At 42.0% G+C, this 21,470-nt stretch carries 18 protein-coding genes and 1 tRNA gene; 11 read left to right on the top strand and 8 right to left on the bottom strand.

Annotation, left to right across the window (positions count from 1 at the left end; translation table 11 throughout):
- The first annotated feature begins 109 nt into the window (after positions 1-109).
- The 10 genes from MSG37_RS19805 (at position 110) to gloA (ending at position 9,880) form a co-directional block, all read left to right on the top strand.
- A tRNA-Asn gene (locus MSG37_RS19805) sits at positions 110-185 on the top strand.
- A gap of 148 nt (positions 186-333) precedes the next feature.
- Complete coding sequence (locus MSG37_RS19800; RefSeq protein WP_248472391.1) at positions 334-2,250, top strand: GGDEF domain-containing protein; 1,917 nt, start codon at positions 334-336, stop codon at positions 2,248-2,250.
- A 107-nt stretch (positions 2,251-2,357) separates the two neighbouring features.
- On the top strand, positions 2,358-2,936 hold the full coding sequence (gene rsxA / locus MSG37_RS19795) for an electron transport complex subunit RsxA (RefSeq protein ID WP_012277028.1): 579 nt from the start codon (positions 2,358-2,360) through the stop codon (positions 2,934-2,936).
- Positions 2,937-2,938: 2 nt separating this feature from the next.
- The gene (gene rsxB, locus MSG37_RS19790) at positions 2,939-3,508 is read left to right on the top strand and encodes an electron transport complex subunit RsxB (protein WP_248472390.1); all 570 of its coding nucleotides are present in this window, start codon (positions 2,939-2,941) and stop codon (positions 3,506-3,508) included.
- The gene (gene rsxC, locus MSG37_RS19785; RefSeq protein WP_248472389.1) at positions 3,502-5,970 is read left to right on the top strand and encodes an electron transport complex subunit RsxC; all 2,469 of its coding nucleotides are present in this window, start codon (positions 3,502-3,504) and stop codon (positions 5,968-5,970) included. The genes rsxB and rsxC overlap by 7 nt, the downstream gene beginning before the upstream one ends.
- A gap of 3 nt (positions 5,971-5,973) precedes the next feature.
- Complete coding sequence (rsxD, locus tag MSG37_RS19780; RefSeq protein ID WP_248472388.1) at positions 5,974-7,026, top strand: electron transport complex subunit RsxD; 1,053 nt, start codon at positions 5,974-5,976, stop codon at positions 7,024-7,026.
- 17 nt (positions 7,027-7,043) lie between these two features.
- Entirely contained in the window at positions 7,044-7,682 is a 639-nt protein-coding gene (gene rsxG / locus MSG37_RS19775) for an electron transport complex subunit RsxG (RefSeq protein WP_248472387.1), read from the top strand.
- Positions 7,675-8,370, top strand: a complete 696-nt coding sequence (locus tag MSG37_RS19770) for an electron transport complex subunit E (RefSeq protein WP_248472386.1) — start codon at positions 7,675-7,677, stop codon at positions 8,368-8,370. Before rsxG ends, MSG37_RS19770 begins: the two co-directional genes overlap by 8 nt.
- A gap of 44 nt (positions 8,371-8,414) precedes the next feature.
- Positions 8,415-9,056: an endonuclease III gene (nth, locus tag MSG37_RS19765; RefSeq protein WP_248472385.1), complete on the top strand. Its 642-nt coding sequence runs from the start codon at positions 8,415-8,417 to the stop codon at positions 9,054-9,056.
- A 413-nt stretch (positions 9,057-9,469) separates the two neighbouring features.
- Complete coding sequence (gloA, locus tag MSG37_RS19760) at positions 9,470-9,880, top strand: lactoylglutathione lyase (protein WP_248472384.1); 411 nt, start codon at positions 9,470-9,472, stop codon at positions 9,878-9,880.
- Between the two features lie 75 nt (positions 9,881-9,955).
- Here the strand turns inward: gloA and MSG37_RS19755 are convergent, their stop codons facing one another.
- From MSG37_RS19755 to MSG37_RS19735, 5 genes are all read right to left on the bottom strand, one after another.
- Complete coding sequence (locus MSG37_RS19755) at positions 9,956-12,472, bottom strand: TonB-dependent receptor (protein WP_248472383.1); 2,517 nt, start codon at positions 12,470-12,472, stop codon at positions 9,956-9,958.
- A 612-nt stretch (positions 12,473-13,084) separates the two neighbouring features.
- Complete coding sequence (locus MSG37_RS19750; RefSeq protein ID WP_248472382.1) at positions 13,085-13,504, bottom strand: DUF4402 domain-containing protein; 420 nt, start codon at positions 13,502-13,504, stop codon at positions 13,085-13,087.
- Positions 13,505-13,667: 163 nt separating this feature from the next.
- Positions 13,668-16,739 (bottom strand): carboxypeptidase regulatory-like domain-containing protein, encoded by a 3,072-nt coding sequence (locus MSG37_RS19745; protein ID WP_248472381.1) that lies wholly within the window; start codon positions 16,737-16,739, stop codon positions 13,668-13,670.
- Between the two features lie 6 nt (positions 16,740-16,745).
- Complete coding sequence (locus MSG37_RS19740) at positions 16,746-17,528, bottom strand: hypothetical protein (protein ID WP_248472380.1); 783 nt, start codon at positions 17,526-17,528, stop codon at positions 16,746-16,748.
- A 126-nt stretch (positions 17,529-17,654) separates the two neighbouring features.
- A complete protein-coding gene (locus MSG37_RS19735; protein WP_248472379.1) occupies positions 17,655-18,122 on the bottom strand; it encodes a hypothetical protein in 468 nt (155 codons plus the stop codon).
- A 558-nt stretch (positions 18,123-18,680) separates the two neighbouring features.
- Between MSG37_RS19735 and MSG37_RS19730 the strand changes: the two genes are divergently transcribed.
- On the top strand, positions 18,681-19,193 hold the full coding sequence (locus tag MSG37_RS19730; RefSeq protein WP_248472378.1) for a hypothetical protein: 513 nt from the start codon (positions 18,681-18,683) through the stop codon (positions 19,191-19,193).
- Between the two features lie 110 nt (positions 19,194-19,303).
- Here the strand turns inward: MSG37_RS19730 and ruvB are convergent, their stop codons facing one another.
- From ruvB to ruvC, 3 genes are read right to left on the bottom strand one after another with little or no spacing between them, the layout of a single operon-like run.
- Positions 19,304-20,317 (bottom strand): Holliday junction branch migration DNA helicase RuvB, encoded by a 1,014-nt coding sequence (gene ruvB, locus MSG37_RS19725; RefSeq protein WP_248472377.1) that lies wholly within the window; start codon positions 20,315-20,317, stop codon positions 19,304-19,306.
- Positions 20,318-20,327: 10 nt separating this feature from the next.
- The gene (gene ruvA, locus MSG37_RS19720) at positions 20,328-20,945 is read right to left on the bottom strand and encodes a Holliday junction branch migration protein RuvA (RefSeq protein WP_248472376.1); all 618 of its coding nucleotides are present in this window, start codon (positions 20,943-20,945) and stop codon (positions 20,328-20,330) included.
- A complete protein-coding gene (ruvC, locus tag MSG37_RS19715) occupies positions 20,942-21,463 on the bottom strand; it encodes a crossover junction endodeoxyribonuclease RuvC (protein ID WP_248472375.1) in 522 nt (173 codons plus the stop codon). The genes ruvA and ruvC overlap by 4 nt, the downstream gene beginning before the upstream one ends.
- Between the last annotated feature and the right edge of the window lie 7 nt (positions 21,464-21,470).

Raw genomic sequence — 21,470 nt, 5'->3', positions numbered from 1 at the left:
CTGTAGTTCAGTCGGTAGAACGGCGGACTGTTAATCCGTATGTCACTGGTTCAAGTCCAGTCTGGGGAGCCACTTTAACGTAACACTGCTAGTATATAGGTGTATCGATTCCCCTGTAGTTCAGTTGGTAGAACGGCGGACTGTTAATCCGTATGTCACTGGTTCGAGTCCAGTCTGGGGAGCCAACCTAATTCATCGCTTTACCCTCTTCACGTTTTCCATACAAAATCACCACAACAAACAAGTTACATTCAGCGCTTAAATCTGTTTATAATGCTGCCAATTAGTTTTGATCTACTCTTTGGTAGAGTACTTTGCATTGAACGGATTCTTATGCCTACATCCAAGTTATTTCAATTACTGCTACTGTTAATTTTTTCTGCACTCACTGTGTTGAGTTTTCAGCAGGAGAAACAAAACTTGGACAAGCAAAACAAAAACTTGCTTGAAAACTATGTGGCAGAGATCAGCAAGCAAGAGCAATGGCAAGGTAAAGGCATTGAACTGTTTGCTTTAATGAAGCCTGAAGTTGATTTCCAGTTTTTTCAATATATCGATGCCACAGATAGTAATAATAATTACACTCGCGGCACCTTACAGGCCAATGCACCATCACTGCTTGCATCGGTTTTTAGCAGCAATATTGCAGAAACACACGTTTTGGCCTCTGGTCGACTTCAAGTCAAACTTTCTAATCAATCGATACTCATCAAATCAAGCAATCTATTTCAACAGCAATTAATCATTATTTGGGGCAGTTTCTTACTCATCAGCCTCAGTTACGCATGGCTAACTCGCCGCCAAAAAAGCAATCTTAGTTATATCGCCAGCAAAATCGAAGATCTCGCGAATCTCTCTTTTGATGCAATTAAGCTTTCTCGCCTAAAAAGTGATTACCGCGTTATCGCTACCTCGCTTGAGAAAAGCCAGCAAACACTAAAGCTAAAAATCAATCAGTTACAAGAAGATAATGACAAGCTCAGTAAAACTGCATTTCAAGATCCTGTAACAGGTTTTGGTACTAGGGCCCGTTTTACCGAAAAGCTAGATGAAATTTGTAAGCCAAATCAAGACGAAGTGGGTAATCTGTTCATCATAAAAGCCACCGAGCTTGGCACTATCAATCAAATGGTTGGCCGTGAAGGTGGTGATGACTATTTATCACGCATAGCCAATGAGCTGAGAACGGCTTTTAAAGATTGTTCCCAGGCCTTGTTTTACCGTATTTCCACTGCGGATTTTGCCGTTGTATTGCCCAATATCAACCTTAAACAATCTACACAAATTGCCAGTCAAATAAAAACCGGCTTTAACGAGTACCAACAACAAGTTGGCACGGCGTCAATTGCCCATATAGGTTTAGTTCCTTATTCGCAAGATACGGATGCTGTTTCATTAATGACCCTTGCGGATACTGCCGTCAGCATTGCGCAAACATTAGGGCCTAATAGTTATCACGTACAAGAAAAACTTACCGGTGATGAATTATTTGGCGAAAGTCGCTGGAAAGTGGCGATCAGTGATTTAATTAGACGCAAAGCCGTAAAATTCTACGTGCAGCCGATTCGCCCTTGCCGTAACGATGTCGAATCATACCGTGAGCTTTTGTCTCGATTTTACAATAACGAGGGTAAGCTGTTCCCTACTACCACCGTTATCGCCATGGCAGAACGCCACGGAATGAGTGAAGAAATTGATAAACTGATTGTACTCAACGCTATCCAAATATTACTGCAATCACCGAGCATTTCTGGGCTTATTGGCATTAATATCAGCGCGGCCTCTGCAACCAAAAAGCCGTTTGTTACTTGGCTGAAAAACATTTTAATTCAACAACGCCATATTGCAGCCCGGTTGGTTTTTGAAGTTAACGAGTCGGGCATGCAATCAAACCTTAGTGCCACTTATCACTTTATTAATGAGTTACATAGCGTAGGTTCACGAGTTTCTATTGAGCGCTTTGGTTTAGGCTTTACCTCATTTAAATTCTTCAAAGAAGTTCGCCCGGACTTTATTAAACTCGATCATAGCTATACCCAAGGTATTAGCTCGGATCCACAAAACCGCTTTTTCGTCAAAATGATTATCGATATCGCCCGCAAGCTAGCCATTCGAGTGATAGCAACTGGCGTTGAAAATCAGGAAGATAAACTCATCATGGAACAGATGCTTATCGATGGCTTACAAGGCTTTTATATCGCTAAGCCAACTGCATTATTATTGGACGATAAAGCCAAAAATAGCGCTTAACACTGCTCATTTATAAAGCAAACCTTTTATCCATGCTTTCTATGTGTTGTTAATACCTAAGGAAAAGCCGATAATAGGGTCAATTCTGTCTAAAAAATTGAATAGAGATGAGTGAATATCTCCTTTTATTGATTGGCACTGTGCTCGTCAATAACTTCGTACTAGTAAAATTTCTCGGTCTTTGTCCATTTATGGGCGTATCGAGCAAGCTCGAATCTGCTATTGGCATGTCAATGGCAACAACCTTTGTATTGACACTAGCGTCCATTCTTAGCTATTTAGTCAATCAATATCTATTGTTGCCTTTCGATCTCGGCTACCTGCGCACCATGAGTTTCATTCTGGTTATTGCCGTTGTAGTGCAATTTACTGAAATGCTGGTTCAAAAAACCAGTGCTTCACTACATCGCGCGCTCGGGATCTACTTACCACTAATCACGACTAACTGCGCAGTACTTGGTGTGGCATTACTTAACATCAACGAAAAACACGGTTTTATTGAGTCGGCAATCTTTGGCTTCGGTGCGGCAGTTGGCTTCTCATTAGTATTAGTTCTTTTTTCTGCAATGCGTGAGCGTTTGGCAGCAGCAGATGTGCCAACACCGTTTAAAGGTGGCGCAATTGCTATGGTTACAGCCGGGCTAATGTCACTTGCCTTTATGGGATTCACAGGATTGGTTAAATAATCATGTCAGGTATTGTTATTGCTATTGTCGTCCTGACAATACTCGCTCTCGTATTCGGGGTTTTACTCGGTTTCGCAGCAGAAAAATTTAAAGTCGAAGGTAATCCACTCACAGATCAAGTTGAAGCATTACTGCCACAAACCCAATGTGGACAATGCGGTTACCCCGGCTGTCGCCCATACGCTGAAGCAATCGCTAACGGTGATAAAATCAACAAATGCCCTCCAGGCGGCACGGCCACAATGGAAAAACTTGCCGATCTAATGGGGGTTGATCCTGAACCACTTAATGCAACTGAAGAAGTTCAAGTTAAAAAGGTTGCTTACATCCGTGAAGATGAATGTATTGGCTGTACTAAATGCATTCAAGCTTGCCCAGTGGATGCCATTTTAGGCTCGGGCAAACTCATGCACACAGTGATCACTGATTATTGTACAGGTTGCGATTTATGTGTTGCTCCCTGCCCTGTCGATTGTATTGATATGTTGCCTGTAGAACAAACCACTAAAACTTGGGATTGGCAACTTAATGCTATTCCAGTTAAACAGTTGCAAGAGGATACGCCGTGTTAACTTTATTAGAGCAAATTGATAAAGGAACGCTGTGGCGTGCACACGGCGGTGTACATCCTCCAGAGCTAAAATCATTATCAAACCAAACTGCTATTGGCCAGTTGCCACTTGCTAAGCAATTTGTGCTGCCGCTAACTCAAGTCGGCGATAGCGCTTTACTGGCTGTTGAAGTTAATCAGCGAGTATTAAAAGGCCAATCGTTAACCAGCGGAACCAGTTTTGCCTATTGTCCTGTGCATGCTCCGACCTCTGGCACTGTAACGGCGATTAAGCCTATGCCGAGCAATCATGCATCCGGTATCGAAGTATTAAGCTGTATTATTGAAGCTGATGGGCTTGACGAAGCCATTAAAAATGATAGTCATCAAGCAGAGCTTTCAAACCAAGAAATTCTTAAAATTATTCAGCAAGCAGGTATTGCAGGTCTTGGTGGCGCAGCGTTTCCGACACACATTAAGCTAAGCCCAGCGAGTGAAATCGAGCTAGTTATCATCAATGGTATTGAGTGTGAGCCTTATATCACTTCTGATGACCGCTTAATGCGTGAGCATAGTGATGAGATCTTAGCGGGTGTTGCCATTATCCAACGCTTAATTTCACCTAAACGCATTATTATTGCTATTGAAGATAATAAGCCTGAAGCAATAGACGCGATGCAACATGCACTCAATAGCAGTACTTTGGCTAACGGAACGACTCGCATTACAGCCGTACCGACCAAGTATCCGTCTGGTGGGGAAAAACAACTTATCCAGATCTTAACAGGTCAAGAAGTACCATCGGGGGCAATACCCGCCCAGCTTGGTATGTTAGTGCAAAACGTCGCAACCGCTTACGCAATTAACGATGCAGTAGCAAATGGGCAAGCACTTACCCAGCGCGTTGTCACAGTTACAGGCCTAAATAGCCAAACTCCAGGCAACTATTGGGTGCCAATTGGCACACCAGTGAAGCACATTCTTGATACCTTAGGTTTCAACGGCAGCGTAGCAAACGATAAAATCATTATCGGTGGCCCAATGATGGGGCACTCGTTACCTGATATTTCCGCGCCGGTGTTAAAAGGTACCAACTGCTTATTGTTACCTGATAACTCTGAAATCGCTGATTCTGTGGCTGAAAAGCCGTGTATCCGTTGTGGTGAATGCGCCGTGGCCTGCCCTGCACTATTGCTACCACAACAGCTATTTTGGCACTCAAAAGCCGAAGAATATGACAAAGCCGCTAGCTTTAACTTACACGACTGCATCGAGTGCGGCTGTTGTAGTTATGTTTGCCCAAGCGATATTCCATTAGTGGAATATTACCGTATTGCTAAGTCAGCTATACGTACTCAAGCAGAAGAAAAGCGCCAAGCCGATTTCGCAAAATTGCGCTTCGAGGCTCGTTTAAAACGTCTTGAAGATGAAAAACTTGCCCGTGAAGCTAAAGCTAAAGAAGCTGCTGAGCGACGTAAAGGCAGCATGTCTAGCGGTGATAAGAATGCCGTTGCCGAAGCGATGGCAAGAATTAAAGCTAAAAAAGCTGCTGAGGCTGGCACTGAGCCTGCACCAAGTAGTGACATTGCAGATAAAAAAGCGCAGATTGCAGCAGCGCTTGCCCGTGCTAAGGCTAAAAAGGCCGGCGCAGCATCTCCTACCTCAGAGCCAGCAGCAACCAAGGAGTCAGCTCCAGCAGATGCAAATGATAAAAAAGCCCAGGTAGCAGCAGCGATTGCGCGTGCTAAAGCCAAAAAAGATGCAGCAAAAGTCGATAATACTGCTAACACTAGTGGTCAATCTAAAACTGATGCAGTTTCAGCCAATACAGCTCCTGCAGCGGATGATAAAAAAGCAAAAGTTGCCGCGGCTATTGCCCGTGCTAAAGCTAAAAAGGATGTGGCTAAAGCAGGAAATACTGCAACACCAAATGATGCTATTGCTAAAGCTGATGCTGCAACTGCTGATACAGCTTCGGTTGCTGATGACAAAAAGGCGAAAATCGCTGCAGCTATTGCCCGTGCTAAAGCCAAAAAGGATGCGGCTAAAGCAGGACACCCAGTAAAGCCTGACGATGAACTTGCTAAACCTGAAGCTGACACAGTGCCGGCCGATGAGGCTTCGCCAGCTGATGATAAAAAAGCAAAAGTTGCCGCAGCTGTTGCTCGTGCTAAAGCTAAAAAACTTGCTGAAAAGGCTAAGCAATCTACTCAAGATACAGATATAGCAACCGAGTCTGAAACTGTAAGTGAGCCCATAGAAGCTGCAATGCCTGAAATCAAGCAAGAAACAGTGAGCAACATTGATAGCGTTAATGCTAAAGAAAGCACTAATGCTGAAAGTTCAGTAGATGCATCTGTTTCATTAGTTGAAGAGTCAGCTCCAATGTTAACTGCTGAGCAGCAAAAGAAAGCCCGTATTGCTGCCACTATTGCTAAAGCAAAAGCAAAGAAAGCACAGGCAAAACTGCAGGAAAAGGAATAAATAATGGCGTTTAAGTTAGCCTCGTCACCACATTTGAAGGTAAAACTTCAAACACAAACAGTTATGCGCCGCGTCATTATGTGCGCAGTTCCCGGGATCGCAGCTCAAAGCTATTTCTTTGGTATTGGCGTGTTAGTGCAAATACTGCTTGCTGTCACGGTTGCCCTTGCAGCCGAAGCTGCAGTATTAGCACTGCGTAAGCGCGCAATTATGCCAACAATTAGCGATAACAGTGCAGTGTTAACGGCAATACTGCTAGCGGTAGCCATACCGCCAATCGCCCCATGGTGGTTAGTTGTAATCGGAACCTTGTTTGCTATCGTACTGGTTAAACAGCTTTACGGTGGTTTAGGACAAAACATCTTTAATCCAGCAATGGCTGCTTATGTAATGCTGTTGATCTCCTTCCCAGTGCAAATGACCAGTTGGTCAATACCAACTGTTATTGCGCAAAATCCGATGGATATCAGTCTGACGCTGCAAGCTATATTTGGGTCTATGTCTGCAGAGCAACTAAACCAATACAAGCTAGGTTTTGACGGGTTAGCAATGGCAACCCCACTTGATACTGTTAAAACTGACTTAGCACTAGGTTTAACCATGACCGAAAGTCTAAGTAAGCCGATATTCTCAGACGGCTTCGGTGTCGGTTGGTTTTGGGTAAATATGGCCTACCTTGTTGGTGGCCTAGTAATGTTGAAACTAAAGGTTATTCGCTGGCATATCAGCGCAGGGATCATAGGCTCACTGTTTATCTGTAGCAGCTTTGGTTACTTACTCAGCCCTGATACGCATGTTGGGCCGCTCGTTCAGTTATTTTCCGGTGCAACCATGATTGCCGCGTTTTTTATTGCAACAGACCCTGTTACAGCGGCAACCAGCATTCGCGGTAGATTAATTTTTGGCGCGCTAATAGGTGTATTGGTTTACGTTATCCGTACTTTTGGTGGCTACCCTGACGCTTTTGCATTTGCAGTGTTACTTGCTAATCTTTGCGCACCGTTTATCGACTACTACGTTAAACCCCGTACATATGGTCATAGAACCGGTAATTAGGATAAAGAGACTTTATTTTGAAAAAATCCATGTTGAAAAACGGTTTATTACTTGGTTTATTCGCACTGCTTTGTACCGGGCTAGTTGCAATCGTCAATCAATTTACCTATGACAAAATTAAGCAACAAGAACAGCAAGAGCTTGCTCGAGTGTTACATCAGATCATTCCTGATGAAATCCATGACAATGAATTAACCAGTCACTGTATTGGCTTAACCTCAGCAGAGTTTTTAGGTACAGAGGACACTCTGCCAGCTTATATCGCTACAATGAATGGTAAAGGTGTAGCCATTGCCGTTGAAGCCATTGCTCCTGATGGGTATAACGGCAATATCAAAGTCATTATTGGCATTAGTCACGAAGGCGAAGTGTTAGGGGTACGTACCCTTTCTCACCAAGAAACTCCTGGCCTTGGCGATAAAATTGAGCTGAGAAAGTCTGACTGGGTTAAGTCATTTGATGGATTATTATTACTGTCAGATAAAGATAAGCGTTGGAACGTTAAAAAAGATGGCGGTGAGATTGACCAATTTACTGGCGCAACAATCACCCCTCGAGCTTATGTAAAAGCCGTCAAAAAAGCCGTTCAGTATTTTAATGCTAATAAAGCCACATTACTGTCTGCACCTGCAAATTGTGAGGTAGGAAATGAGTGATTTTAAAGAAGTTGCCAAGCAAGGATTATGGAAAAATAACCCTGGCTTAGTACAGCTATTAGGCTTATGTCCACTACTTGCGGTTACAGCTACCCTAACCAATGCATTAGGCCTTGGGTTAGCAACCATGCTGGTACTCATTGGCTCAAATATTCTAGTCTCTTTAGTACGTGATTTTGTACCTAAAGAAATTCGTATTCCGGTGTTTGTAATGATCATTGCTGCGCTAGTAACCACAGTGCAATTGCTAATCAACGCTTATGCTTACGGACTTTATCTATCATTGGGGATCTTCTTACCTCTGATTGTGACTAACTGTGTGATCATTGGTCGCGCCGAAGCCTATGCCTCACGTAATAACGTGGTTAAATCTGCATTTGATGGTTTAATGATGGGAGTAGGCTTTACCTTAGTACTTTGCGTACTTGGTGCAAGTCGTGAAATATTGGGCCAAGGCACCTTATTTTATGGCGCTGATCAGCTATTGGGAGATTGGGCTAAATCGCTGACAATTCAAATCTGGCAAGTGGATACCAGCTTTTTATTAGCCATGCTGCCACCTGGTGCATTTATTGGTATGGGTCTGTTAATCGCTCTTAAGAACGTAATTGACCAGTACTTGGCAAATAAGCAACCTAAAGTTGAATTAGAAGCCCCTACTCGCGCGCGCATCACTAAGGTTAATTAAATCAACGTCAGTGCAAGTGAATAATAAAAACACGAGAGTGAAAAATGAACGCAGAAAAACGCCGCTTAATTTTAGAAAGGCTTAGGGAAAATAATCCTCATCCAGAAACAGAGCTAAATTTCTCTAGTCCATTTGAATTGCTCGTTGCCGTAACATTATCCGCTCAAGCGACCGATGTCAGCGTGAATAAAGCCACTGATAAATTATTCCCAGTGGCGAATACCGCTCAGGCGATTGCCGACTTAGGTGTTGAAGGATTAAAGCAATATATTAAGACTATCGGTTTATATAACAATAAAGCGATCAATGTGGTAAAAGCCTGTGAAATCCTCGTTGAAAAATACGATGGCGAAGTACCAGAAAACAGAGAAGCATTAGAAGCTCTGCCAGGCGTTGGTAGAAAAACGGCTAATGTGGTACTTAATACCGCTTTTGGCTGGCCTACAATCGCCGTAGACACCCATATCGACCGAGTATCTAATCGTACTAAGTTTGCTATGGGTAAAAACGTGGTTGAAGTAGAAAACAAACTGCTTAAAGTGGTGCCAGCAGAGTTTAAAGTCGATGTTCATCACTGGCTTATTTTACACGGACGCTATACTTGCATAGCTCGTAAGCCTAGATGCGGTAGCTGTATCATTGAGGATTTATGCGAGTTTAAAGATAAGGTTTACCCGGAAGATTAGTTCTCTTACCACGCCTCAGTCTAAAAACAAAAAAGCCGCTATTTGCGGCTTTTTTTGTATCTCTATGCTATTAACTATCTTGCGGTTACGCCATTCGATAAGTAAAACTCTCACTTATACCACGACCTAACAAAATAGCTTTAGTACATACAAATAAAGAAAACAGTTAAAAACGCAGCAATCACAGCAGTAAGACCGAGTGACATTTTTAGTTCAGTTTGCATAGTGCTCTCCTTTAAATACTTAACTAATAGTATAAGAAATATGGGACTTTCTCAGAGTAATTTAGAGATTTTGTGATCCATGCACTGACTAAAGAAATTGATCTGGCTCAATTTTTACAAAGTGTGTCTATCAATGAGAATTTCGATATACTTCGGCTCAACTATTCCCCTACTTGTTGGAAATCTAACATGGCACAACTACTACATACCATGCTCCGCGTTGGCAATCTTGAGCGCAGTATTGAATTTTATACGCAAGTTTTAGGCATGAAGCTGCTTAGACAAAGTGAAAACAGCGAATATAAGTACACATTAGCCTTTGTTGGCTATGATGAGGAGTCTACAGGAAGCGCTGTAATTGAGCTTACATACAACTGGGGCACTGAGAGCTACGATCATGGCAATGCTTTTGGTCATATCGCAATTGGCGAAGAAGATATCTACGCACGTTGTGAAGCGATTACCGCGGCCGGTGGTAAAGTTATTCGTCCTGCAGGTCCAGTCGCTGGCGGCAGTACTGAAATCGCTTTTGTTGAAGATCCTGATGGTTATAAAATTGAATTTATTCAGATGAGTTCTGCGGAGAAAGGTTTAGGTTAATTTTTTACCTTCTCTTTTTGCCAATAAAAAAGCGCCTTACGGCGCTTTTTCTTTAGGTTAAATAGCTAATGCTATTTAGAACTTCATGGTTACACCAGCGAAGTATGTACGACCAATTACATCGTAAACTTCTGGTACTGTACCGCCGTCACTACCGTTAGAAACTTTTGATGGCTCTTCATCAGTAAAGTTCTTAACACCAGCGCTTAGCATCCAAGCATCGTTGATGAAGTAAGATGCTGATAGGTTGTGGTAAAGAACAGAATCTACCTTATCACCTGTTGCTAGGTCATCCATTTCACCGATATAACGGTTGAAGTACATTACAGTCCAGTCATCTTGACCCGCTTTGATGCTGAAGTTGTTACGAACTTCTGCGTAAGCACCGAAATTACCATCGATTGTACCTGTGTAATCTTTACCGTCTTGCTCGAAGTTCAACAAGTAAGTTGTATCGTTGCTTACGGTCCAGTCTAGGCTCAATGCCTCAAAGTTATAGGCTAAGTTGAAGTCAATACCGCTTGTATCTTGGAAACCAACGTTAGTTAGTGAGTTGGTCAAGTTAGACAAATCACCATCTGCACCAATGTTGAATGTTTCACAAGCTGATGCGTCACCTGCATAACACGCATCGATACCAGCTTGCGTGTCAAGACGCGTAATTGCGTTCTTCACTTTAAAGCGCCAGTAATCAACAGTTAGCGACATACCATCTACATAACTTGGCGAATAAACTAAACCAGCAGTGTATGACTCAGACTCTTCTGGCTTAAGATCTTCATCAGAAGTACGGTTTACTAGGATCTGTGGGTCTTTTTCGTTACCCCATGGATCAACTAGGTAGTCGTAAGAACCTGAGTTACCGCCATATAGTTCGCTTACGCTTGGCGCACGGAAACCTGTTGCAGCTACTGTACGCAGCATTAAGTCATCAGTTGCTTCGTAAGTAAGACCAATCTTCCAGGTTGATGCATTACCAAATGTTGAGTAATCATCAAAGCGTAGTGCAAATTCACCGGTTAGCTTATCAGTAAATGGTACGCTAACTTCTTGGAATATTGAGATAACATTGTAGCTACCATCAGTTGGATCTTGCTGCGCAGCAGTACTTTCACCAGCAACAACAATTGGATCCGGATTGTAATAACCGCTCTCGTAGCGATACTCTGCACCGATTGCGAATGCTACAGCACCTGCGTCTAGATCAAATAACTCACCATTTAGACCAGCTGAGAATACATGCTGCTCGTTACCACCGTCAGCTTGCTCATCATAAGAAACGCTGTTCAGTACATCTTGATCCGTCATTGGCTGGCCAGTTAACCAAGGATCTTGGTCAGCATAGATAGCATCAGCCATCAAGTTCGCGTTAATAGAGTTTTCTACGCCAGTCTTAGCTTTGTTATTACCGTAAGTGTATGAAGCATCCCAGTTCATACCCGTATTGATGTCTAGTGAACCTTCAAGGCCTGCAGAAATACGCCATGTATCAGTGTCCTGGTTATAAATACGTGGACCCACGTCATTCATACGCTTTCTGTAGTTAACTTGGTCGTTCTTATCAGGAGTAATACCCGCATCGATCATGTCTTGATCAAGCTCTAGACATGTCATTGGATCATCACCAGGCGCACAAACATCTAGCATGATGTTAGCTGGTTGTGGTGCTAACTGCTGGTTAGACTTACGCTTGGTATATAGGATGTCACCAGTCATTACGATGTCATCACCTAGCTCTTGCGTCATGTTAGCGAATAGGCTGTAACGCTTACTTGGTGTCTGGTAGAAGCTATCTTGAGTAAAGTCATAACCTTCTTCACGGTCTACCCAATTGCCATTCTCATCTTTAACTTTACCGCCCAAAGAACCGTTTGGAATGAATGAGCTGTTACCTGGATCAGTCCAGTCACGATCAGACTGAATAACACCTTTACGCTCAGAGTATGCAGCACCAAATGTGTAGTTACCGGTATCGGTGTTAAAACCGTATAACGCGCTGATCTCACCATTTTCGCCATCGCTCTTATCGGTCATGCCGCCTTGAACGTCAACTTGGAAGCCTTCGAAATCTTTCTTAGTGATAATGTTTACTACACCAGCAATAGCATCAGAGCCATATACTGCAGAAGCACCATCTTTTAGAATTTCTACTCGAGCAATCATTGCTACTGGGATTGAGTTAAGATCCACAGAACTGTTTGCGCCAGAACCTGAGTTAACCATACGACGGCCGTTCAATAGTACTAGTGTACGTTGTGAACCCATACCACGTAGATCAACTTGCGCTACACCGTCCGCGCCGTTGTTAGTGCTTGAACCAACAGCTTTACCGCCCATAGACGTTTGTGCTTGAAGTAACTCATCAACAGTAGTAAAACCTTCAGCACGAATTTCTTCAGCGCCAATAACGGTTACTGGAGATGCTGTTTCCATATCTTGACGTTGGATACGGGAGCCGGTGACAGCGATGCGTTCTACATCTGCACCCGCTTCTTCAGCTAAGGCTATGCTAGATGTTGCAAATGCAGTGGTTGAAACCGAAGCAATCAAGCCAAACTTGATTGCAGAGGCCAATTTAGATGGTCTGTTCATTATGTTGTACTCCCTAACCTAATTATTTTTATATACGTCATTTGTTATTCCTGACGTTGGTATCGATACTGCAATTTCACCTTTCAAGCGTCAATCGAGCAATTTATTAACCATTTACCCGCAATGGTTAATAAAAGGTAAACAAAAGGAAAATCAACATAACAAGCAAACAATCAAGCAGTGTGATTAACATCACGGGCCAGTGGTAAAAACTATATTTGTTTAAATTATTAGTTCTTTTAACTAAAACTGGCGCAACCTTTTATTAACCAAACCAAACTAAAGAAGTGTGATCCGGGTCACACTTTTAACTTGGTAAATTTAGTAAAGACAGCTAGTGAAGTTCAAATTGTTAGATGTTGCTCATGTTTTTATAAGCAAAATTAGCGTAGCGGTAAGCGTGGGTTAAGCGAAAAGGTGGGCCGCATCACGTAAATGTGAAAAAATGTTGCGCGAAAAATCAAGATGTGGACAAAGTTAATATTAAGTCGAAATCGCACAAAAAATCATATGTTCTATAAATTATAGTGACTAGTTTGAAAAGAGAGACCATAGAGAAAGCTAGGTCTTGTTGTAACTTGTTACTAACGATTAAGTGCCGCTAATACAAGATTACTGATAGTTAACTTCAATCGTATAATGAATGCTTTTGATACCTTCGGTTGCATTTTTAGTAATTGAAAGTTCTCCTCCTATATAAAGCTCAGTTGTAGCCGTAGACAATAAGATCGATATTGACTGCTGTCCGTTGGGCAGAATCGGCTTAAACTTTACTTCATTATTTTCGGCGCTATTAACCTTGATCTGCACCTGCTGTGAACTATTGCCATTAACAATTAGCTTGCCTAACGAATAGTTGCTGCCTGCACAAGCATTCCCCTTATAACCTGTGTCTGTCACTTCACAAACTCCTTGCGGGATATTATAGATCTCACCCATTTCCAAGGGCTTAGCTTGCTCAATAGACACTGGCAGTACTAAATTAAAATGAGCATGAGCAATTGCTGTTGCCAAACCAAATAGTCGCTGCATATGATTTTCTCAACAGTTCATAGGAGGAGTTTGTTAACTATAGTTGCATACCACGATATTTCTAGCGCTGCTTATATCTGTTCAAAAAATCTTGAAGTCCCCATAGCTGCCAAAAAATAAAGCAATAAAACCTGAATTTCTCAAGCTAAAGCCAGTTTCGCCATTAATCGTTAATCCCCAACTGCGGCAACTGCAAAAACTCGCCAGGCATTAACTTCACGCTGCGAATAGGCTCATTGTCTAAAAAGAGTTGGTAGTCACCTGGAAGAATTTGATCAAAGATGAATACTCCATCATATTCAACCCGCGCTTGGTAAGTCATATCGCTATTTGTTGATTGCAGCTCTAACAATTTTCCTGTTGCTGCTAAACCGCTTTCTTGCCAAACCACCTCTCCTTCGAGTTCAGCGGTATACATAACAGGAAACAAGATAGGTTGAATATGTCCAGGGTGCGGGTTAACACTAATGATATGTGCCGCTGGCAGTAAAAATGGATCGGCCAAACTATTTTCATTCAAGGTTAACTTTTGCTGCCTATTGGTTTGTAGTTGAGTAACAAGTAGCTCGCCGTTTTGATCGGTTTGTTTATTTGATTGACTATGCCCAGAGAATCTAAGTCCAGATATTGGTTGTTCTTCCGCTTCAAATTCACCATTTGCGTTATCATCTTGAAAAGCGATGATTTTCACCGTTCCTGTATTGATATAGCTCATTCTATCGATAAGCCAGCGATCTTGCTCTGTATCCCATAATACTGCGCTATTCCACTTCATTTGTGCGAACCAATCGCCATTGGATGCATTATCAATATCCAGTCGCAAACTGCCAAAGTCGAAAAAATAAGCAATGGAGTTTCGTATACTAAACTCAGTGTCACTATTAGGTTGATAACGCAGTTCAACTTGATAATTAGCATCGTCATTAATAGCAGTATTTAGATTTGATACCCATTGGTTTAAAGTCAATTCTGGGGATATCTCTACGTCAACATAACTGCGTACTTGCCAATCGTTTAACCTGCCTGAAATTGCAATTCTGTCGCTCCAACTATCAAGCTTATTTAAACTAGACCAGCGAAGTTCGTTACTTAGTGATAAAGAGTACAGTTGACCTGAAAGTAGGAAGTTTGCTTGTGCATTGTCGCTACCAAAATTAAGCGCCTGCCAACGGCCATTTAGTCCCCAATTCAATCCTAGATCAGCAAAAGAACCGCTTAAACTGGTAAATGCTTCTTGCTTGATCCGACCGCCAACATTATCCCAGGTTGAATAATTACTATACTTTTGCCACTCAGCTTGCCAATCGATATCACTTTGGCTGCCTTGAATTGCAGCACTCGTAGCGTAGCCTTGTTCGCTTTGAACATAATTCAGCTGGATTAACTGAGCATCACCAACATAATTAACCGATAAACGCGGTAAAAATTGCCATTGCTTTAATTCATCTTGTTGTTGAACTAAAGCTAAGCCAAGGGTCATGTCTTCTCTTGCTGCCCAGTTTATATCTGCATAATACTGTTTTAAGTCATCTTGTTCGCGTGCAATACCGCCAACATTAACTCCAATGCTTCCTTTTTCGAGTACTGAGCTATCAAGTAGTTTGCTAAAAGATTCGACGCGACTTTCACCGTTAGGCCCATAAAAACGCAATTGATACTGGTTTAAACCAATATAATATGGCACTTCAATAAATCGATACAGTCCATCAGATTGCACGCGTTGTACGCCAATTAGAGTATTATTACGATAAAGTTCTACATCCCAGCCTGGCTCCAACTCACCATCAACAACTATGGTACGTAGATCTGCCGTAAACTCACTGCCAGCGCTAACTGTAAAGCCTGCACCTCGAGTTGAAGAAGACACCAAAGATAGGCTGTGGGAATCGACATCACCTAAACGGTAGAAATTAATCCATTGATCTTGGATAACTCTCTCAAGGTAGCCATTAAAGGTTGCTCCGCTTTCTGTTTGAGAATATGCCGCATAACTGTTGTGGCCAAATAGATCAGTCCTTGCCTGAATATAACTGTCTAATTCAGTTTTAGCCACATCATTGAGCGATTGGGTTCTTACGCCTAGATCAACATTCAGTGCTAAATCACCAACAACGGCATATTCTTTATTAACAGCTCGTACAGTTCGCTCATCTGCGCTATTTTTCTGTGCATTGAATAACTGGTATTTTTTCTGTCTTTCAATTAATTGGCTAAGCGGAATATTCTCCGAAGCGGCAATTTCAAACTTTTGCCTCGCTGAATCAAAGTTAATCTCAATACCAAATAGCTGCTGCAATACTTTAGTCTCGATATAAAGATCCCAACTGTCATGATAAATCACCGATGATGTTGCGCTGCAATCTAGCCCTTGATTCCAAAACAGCATCAACTGCTGACCTATTTGTATCGTTTGCGACTCGTCTACAAACCAGCCATGTGCCGACAGAGTATCGATATCGATTTGCAAAGGTAGCAATAACTGCTCAACAATAAACTCTAAAGGTAAATAAATCCGGCTATTATCTTGATAAGCGAACATTTCATTACTTAACAACATATCTGCATAAAAAAGCTGAGTTACCAGAAATAATGCTTCGTCAGCCATCTGATTTGTATAAGGAATAGCTAGCTGATGCTCACAAGCATTCAGTTCTGTCTGAGATAGCGCCACAGAGTTAACCGGCAACACTGGCATTTGAGGAACTTCAGAGAAAGTAGTTTCAGCCGCTTTTTGATTATTATGTGGGTTAGGTTGCAGTGGCGCAGCTGTTGGTAAACTTTTAATACTGCTTTGTTTCGCTAAATAATTTTCTGAGGCAATTTCAAGATTGCCATCAACAGGTTCATCAACGATGGATTGACCTGCTGTCGTCATTGTTACCGCAGAATCCTTATTGCTGCTTCGCTGCGGCAACATTGCTTTATCAGGCCTTAGTTGCGTTATCTGAGCCGGTGAAACTTGCGATACTTGTTCTGGTTGAATGACAGTTTTTACGATGGCTTTTTGTTGGCGATTTAGCGGATTTTCAGATGGGGTGTCGTTAACAATAGTCGGCGTTGCAGAGTCGCTCTCTGTGATAGCTAATGGCGTAAGTGTTTTTAGATTAGCGTCATTAACAGGTTCGTTTATTGATGTGCCTTGTGATACTGGTTTGGGCGCAAGTAACGCGATCAGAAATATCGCTGCTAAAGTAAGCCAGCGACAAAACTGTAAAATGCCAAGTAACGCGCTCAACGTCGGCTATATTATCAAGTTAGCCTCTACGGTTTTTGCTTGAAAAAGCGAGTCATTCTCTTGATAACGAATAAGTAGCTTGGTCCCTGCTGCAACGGGCTGATTCAAAGGTATTGAAAACTGGCGTTGGTTAACCTCAGTGTATATGGCGACATTTTTATTTGCCCCGACGATTTGCTTGGTTTGCGGATTAATCACCTCTATATCACCAATGCTACTGCGATCACCAGTTCTTAGCAGCGTCACCTCAATAGATTGCTTATTGCTATTAATCGCGCTTTTTTCAATCTTAAGTTCGCTGGTTAAATCCCCGACTCGCATCACAACCGGGATAGCAACTTTCATATAAGCAGAAATAGACAAACTGAATGTGTCAGCATTTTGCTCTGCTGCATCAGTGCTACTTATAGGTGCTAAAGGGATCTGATGAAAAACGATATAACTACGATATTCGCCTTGGGCAATATTTCTCGGTAAACGAGCAGCTAAACGAACTCGTACTCCCTGCTCAGGCTCTATATTAACTCGACGGGGTGAATAACGTACAAAACTTGCTAGCGAGTGGGTAGCTTCTTGCTTTGATAATTCGACATACTCGCCATTGCTGAGCATTTTTTTATCTTCAAAATAGATATTGTAACGAGCAGAACTCGTGCTTTTATTGACTAAAGAGAAAACAGCACTGGTATTTTTACGGTCAAGTTCTACACGAGTAGGATTAACAAGTAGGTTGGCAGAGGCATCAAACGCCAAAAGTGCAGCAATACAGCAAAGTAAAATTTTTTTCATATCTACGCCTAGCTAATATACGAGGTTTACCCTCTTTTATTGTTTTAAATAGCTTACTTCGGCACCGACTCTCGTCGATTAAAATAGGGACTATAAAGTCATTTTACTTATAGCCCCTTAAAAAATTTAGTAAGTCACGCTCAATGTATAACTTAGAGCGTGAGTACCTGCAGCTGCTGTTGCAGCTGTAATATCTAGATTACCAGCAACATTAATAGTCGCACTATTGCCAGCAATAGTCTCAGAAGCATTTGCAACCGTTGGCGTAAATACTACGCCATTTACACTGCTATCAGCACCGGATACTGAAACATTAACGACACCATTTGCACCTCCAACGGTGAATGAACCTGCAGCAGATGTTGCTCCCCCCGACACACATGCACTTCCCGTTGCAGAACCAAGGTAATCAACCGCACAGCTGCCATCAGCAGCAATCGACACATCACCAAACTCCATGACTGCAGCTTCAGTTACAGTTAGTGGGTAGACTAGATTGAAATTCGCTGTGCCCGTTGCATCCTCAGCAGTAACGCTAGCAGAAAGTAGTAGTGATGATGCAACAAGAGTAGAAAGTAGTATTTTATTTGTCATTATCCATTTCCTAAGTTTTATCGAATATTTTCATATTTTCGCTATGCTAATTAAGGATTATTAAGCCACTGATCTACCGTAGTAATTATCTTTAATGCGTTGCTTGAAACAAAACTTATAACAATTTCATTACATTCTTCAATAGCTGCAAAGTCCACTTCATAAAACTGTAATAAGAGAAAAATTCGATAAAGCATAGTCCATAAGTTTTATGTGGTTTTAAGAAAACACCAAACAGGATTAAAAACCAACTAAACAGACTTTGACACACAATTAATTCCAACTAAAACAATATTTGCAGTATAAATAATTACTTATTTTTATTATGGGTTACAAATACTTATAACTTAAACAGCTAGTATATAATTATTAAACATAACCCTTTAGTCTAGAGTGAACACTCAAAAATATACTTTTATACTAGATAAAATCTCTTTCAGTCTAATTTTTGAACGACTAATTACTGTTGTTTCTGTCCGGTTGTTATTTTACGGCTTTTCCAACTGTTAACTTTTCAGTAACATAACGAGACCCATTAAAACTATAACAAGGGGAAATATGTTTAATTCATTAAATAGCACAAGACACCTCGCTGTTTATCGAGCGGTATTGGTATTAACAGCCACCCTCATGAGCTACGTTTTAAGTACATCAATAGCTCACGCTGCGGTTATCATTACTGAGATCCAGCCACTGAAGTACCCGACCACCGTTAAGAACCTAAACAAATCCACAGTAGTTATCGTAAACTGGAAAGGTAATCTTGGTGGGGGAACCAATGCAACCTTGCTCGATAATGACTATTACCAAGGTAAATATTTAGTCACTTCTGACAGCACGAAACCAATAACTATTGAGTTTTTTCAGCTTGCTAATGAAACCAAAGTAAATTTAAAAACGTTGAGAGTTAGGTATAAAAATAAAACTTATAAGAGTTTTCCAACAATTGCGCTTGAAAACCCAGGAGTGAATGGAGAAATAATTTCTATTGGCGCTAAAGTAGCGGCGGGGAAAAAAGCGACTGCCGGGCAAAAGTTTCCGCAATATGTACTCAGAGTAACGGAGCAGTAGCAGTACTGCTCCAGTTATAATGACTTATACCCCGTATAAAACCAGCTCAAAAGATTAAACATTTCGGCCAATAAGTATACTGTGACTTAAAATAAGCTTTTTATTAATCGCTAAGCCTCTGGCTTGATGATGTTAAAGTGGCTATAGGCTCTGTTAGTCGCGATACGTCCTCTTGGTGTACGTTGTATAAAACCTTGTTGAATTAAAAATGGCTCAAGCACATCTTCAATGGTTTCGCGCTCTTCACCAATTGCCGCTGCTAAGTTATCTAAACCAACTGGGCCGCCCATAAACTTATCAATAATCGCCAGTAACAACTTTCTGTCCATGTAGTCGAAACCCTCAGCGTCAACATCAAGCATATCTAACGCTTCATCGGCAATCGATTTAGTTACTGCACCGCTATGTTTCACTTCAGCGAAATCTCTAACGCGTCTAAGTAAACGGTTAGCGATCCGCGGTGTGCCTCGCGAGCGTCTTGCGACTTCTATTGCGCCTTCATCATCAATTTCTAGCCCCATCACTTTAGCTGAGCGCGATACAATGCTTGAAAGATCTTTTACATTATAAAATTCAAGTCTAAGCGGAATACCAAAACGTGCCCTAAGTGGCGAAGTTAATGCACCTGCACGAGTAGTGGCGCCAACGAGCGTAAAAGGTGGCAAGTCCAACTTTATTGAACGGGCTGCAGGCCCCTCACCTATCATAATATCGAGTTGATAATCTTCCATTGCTGGATACAAAATCTCCTCGACAACAGGGCTTAAACGATGAATTTCATCGATAAACAACACGTCATTAGGCTCAAGGTTGGTCAATAGTGCTGCCAAATCTCCCGCTTTTTCAAGCACAGGGCCAGATGTTGACTTAATATTCACACCCATTTCATTAGCCACAATCATAGCTAATGTGGTTTTGCCTAAACCGGGCGGGCCGTAAATCAACATATGATCGAGTGCTTCACTGCGCTTTTGCGCAGCTTCAATAAAGATTTTTAGTTGTGCACGGGTATCATCTTGGCCTGTGTATTCATCAAGCAGCTTAGGCCGCATTGCGCGATCAACGGCTTCGACTTCGTCTCGGTCTAACACATGTGGCTGTATTAATCGGTCAGCTTCAATCATCTACAGTTCCTTAAAGCATCGATTTAAGAGCGGATTTAATTAACATCTCAGACGTCATATCTGCAGTATAAACTGACGATACCGCCTTGCTCGCTTGAGCAGGTTTATAACCAAGAGATAATAACGCTGCAATTGCATCTTCTTCTGCAGTGTTAACCACTTCAGGTGCTTTATAGTTAGATTGCAAAACAAATTCTCGCTCTGAGCCAACCGATGTTTCCATCAAGCTCTTAAGCTTGTCACGCATCTCAACCAATAAACGTTCTGCGGTTTTCTTACCTACACCAGGAAGCTTAACAAGTGTTGCTATATCATCGCGCTCAACACAGGCAACAAACTCACCGGCAGTCATGCCTGAAAGAATGGTTAAGCCTAGTTTTGGCCCAACGCCGTTTGCTTTAATCAATAATCTAAATAAGCTTCTTTCTTGCTTTGAAATAAAGCCATAAAGCAGCTGCGCATCTTCTCTCACCACAAAGTGAGTAAAGATCACCGCTTCTTGACCTAGCTCTGGCAGCTCATAAAAACTGGTTAATGGCATTTGAATTTCATAGCCAACACCCGCAACATCCACCACAACTTCAGGTGCTTGCTTTTCAATTAATACACCGCGTATACGACCTATCATTTATATCGTCCATATGTTCTTACATTTGCTCTGCCGCCCAAGGCAACTAAGCTTTGGCAAGTATGATAATGACACACCGCCACACCAAGTGCATCAGCCGCATCAGCCTGCGGTGCACTGGGTAATTTAAGCAGTTGTTGGATCATATGCTGTACTTGTGTTTTTTGTGCGCGGCCTGTACCAACAACCGCACTTTTGATCTGCGTAGCACTGTACTCTGCAACCGGTAAGTTAGCCGCCGTAGCCGCAACAATTGCAGCGCCACGAGCTTGACCAAGTTTTAACGCCGAATCTGCGTTTTTGGCCATAAAAACCCGCTCAATAGCAAACTCGTCAGGCTGATATTGTCTGATGATCTCTGAAAGGCCATCAAAGATCTGTTTTAATCGCTGTGGTAACTCATCAGAACTGGTTCGAATACAACCACTGCCAAGATAAATCTGCTGCCGACCAACACAGTTAATAACACCATAACCGGTGATCCGAGAGCCGGGATCGACTCCCAAAATAATTGCCATAAATTAC

This window comes from Shewanella sp. 1CM18E (assembly GCF_023161665.1).
Classification (GTDB): Bacteria; Pseudomonadota; Gammaproteobacteria; order Enterobacterales; family Shewanellaceae; genus Shewanella.
This window is presented reverse-complemented; position numbering and strand designations above follow the sequence as displayed.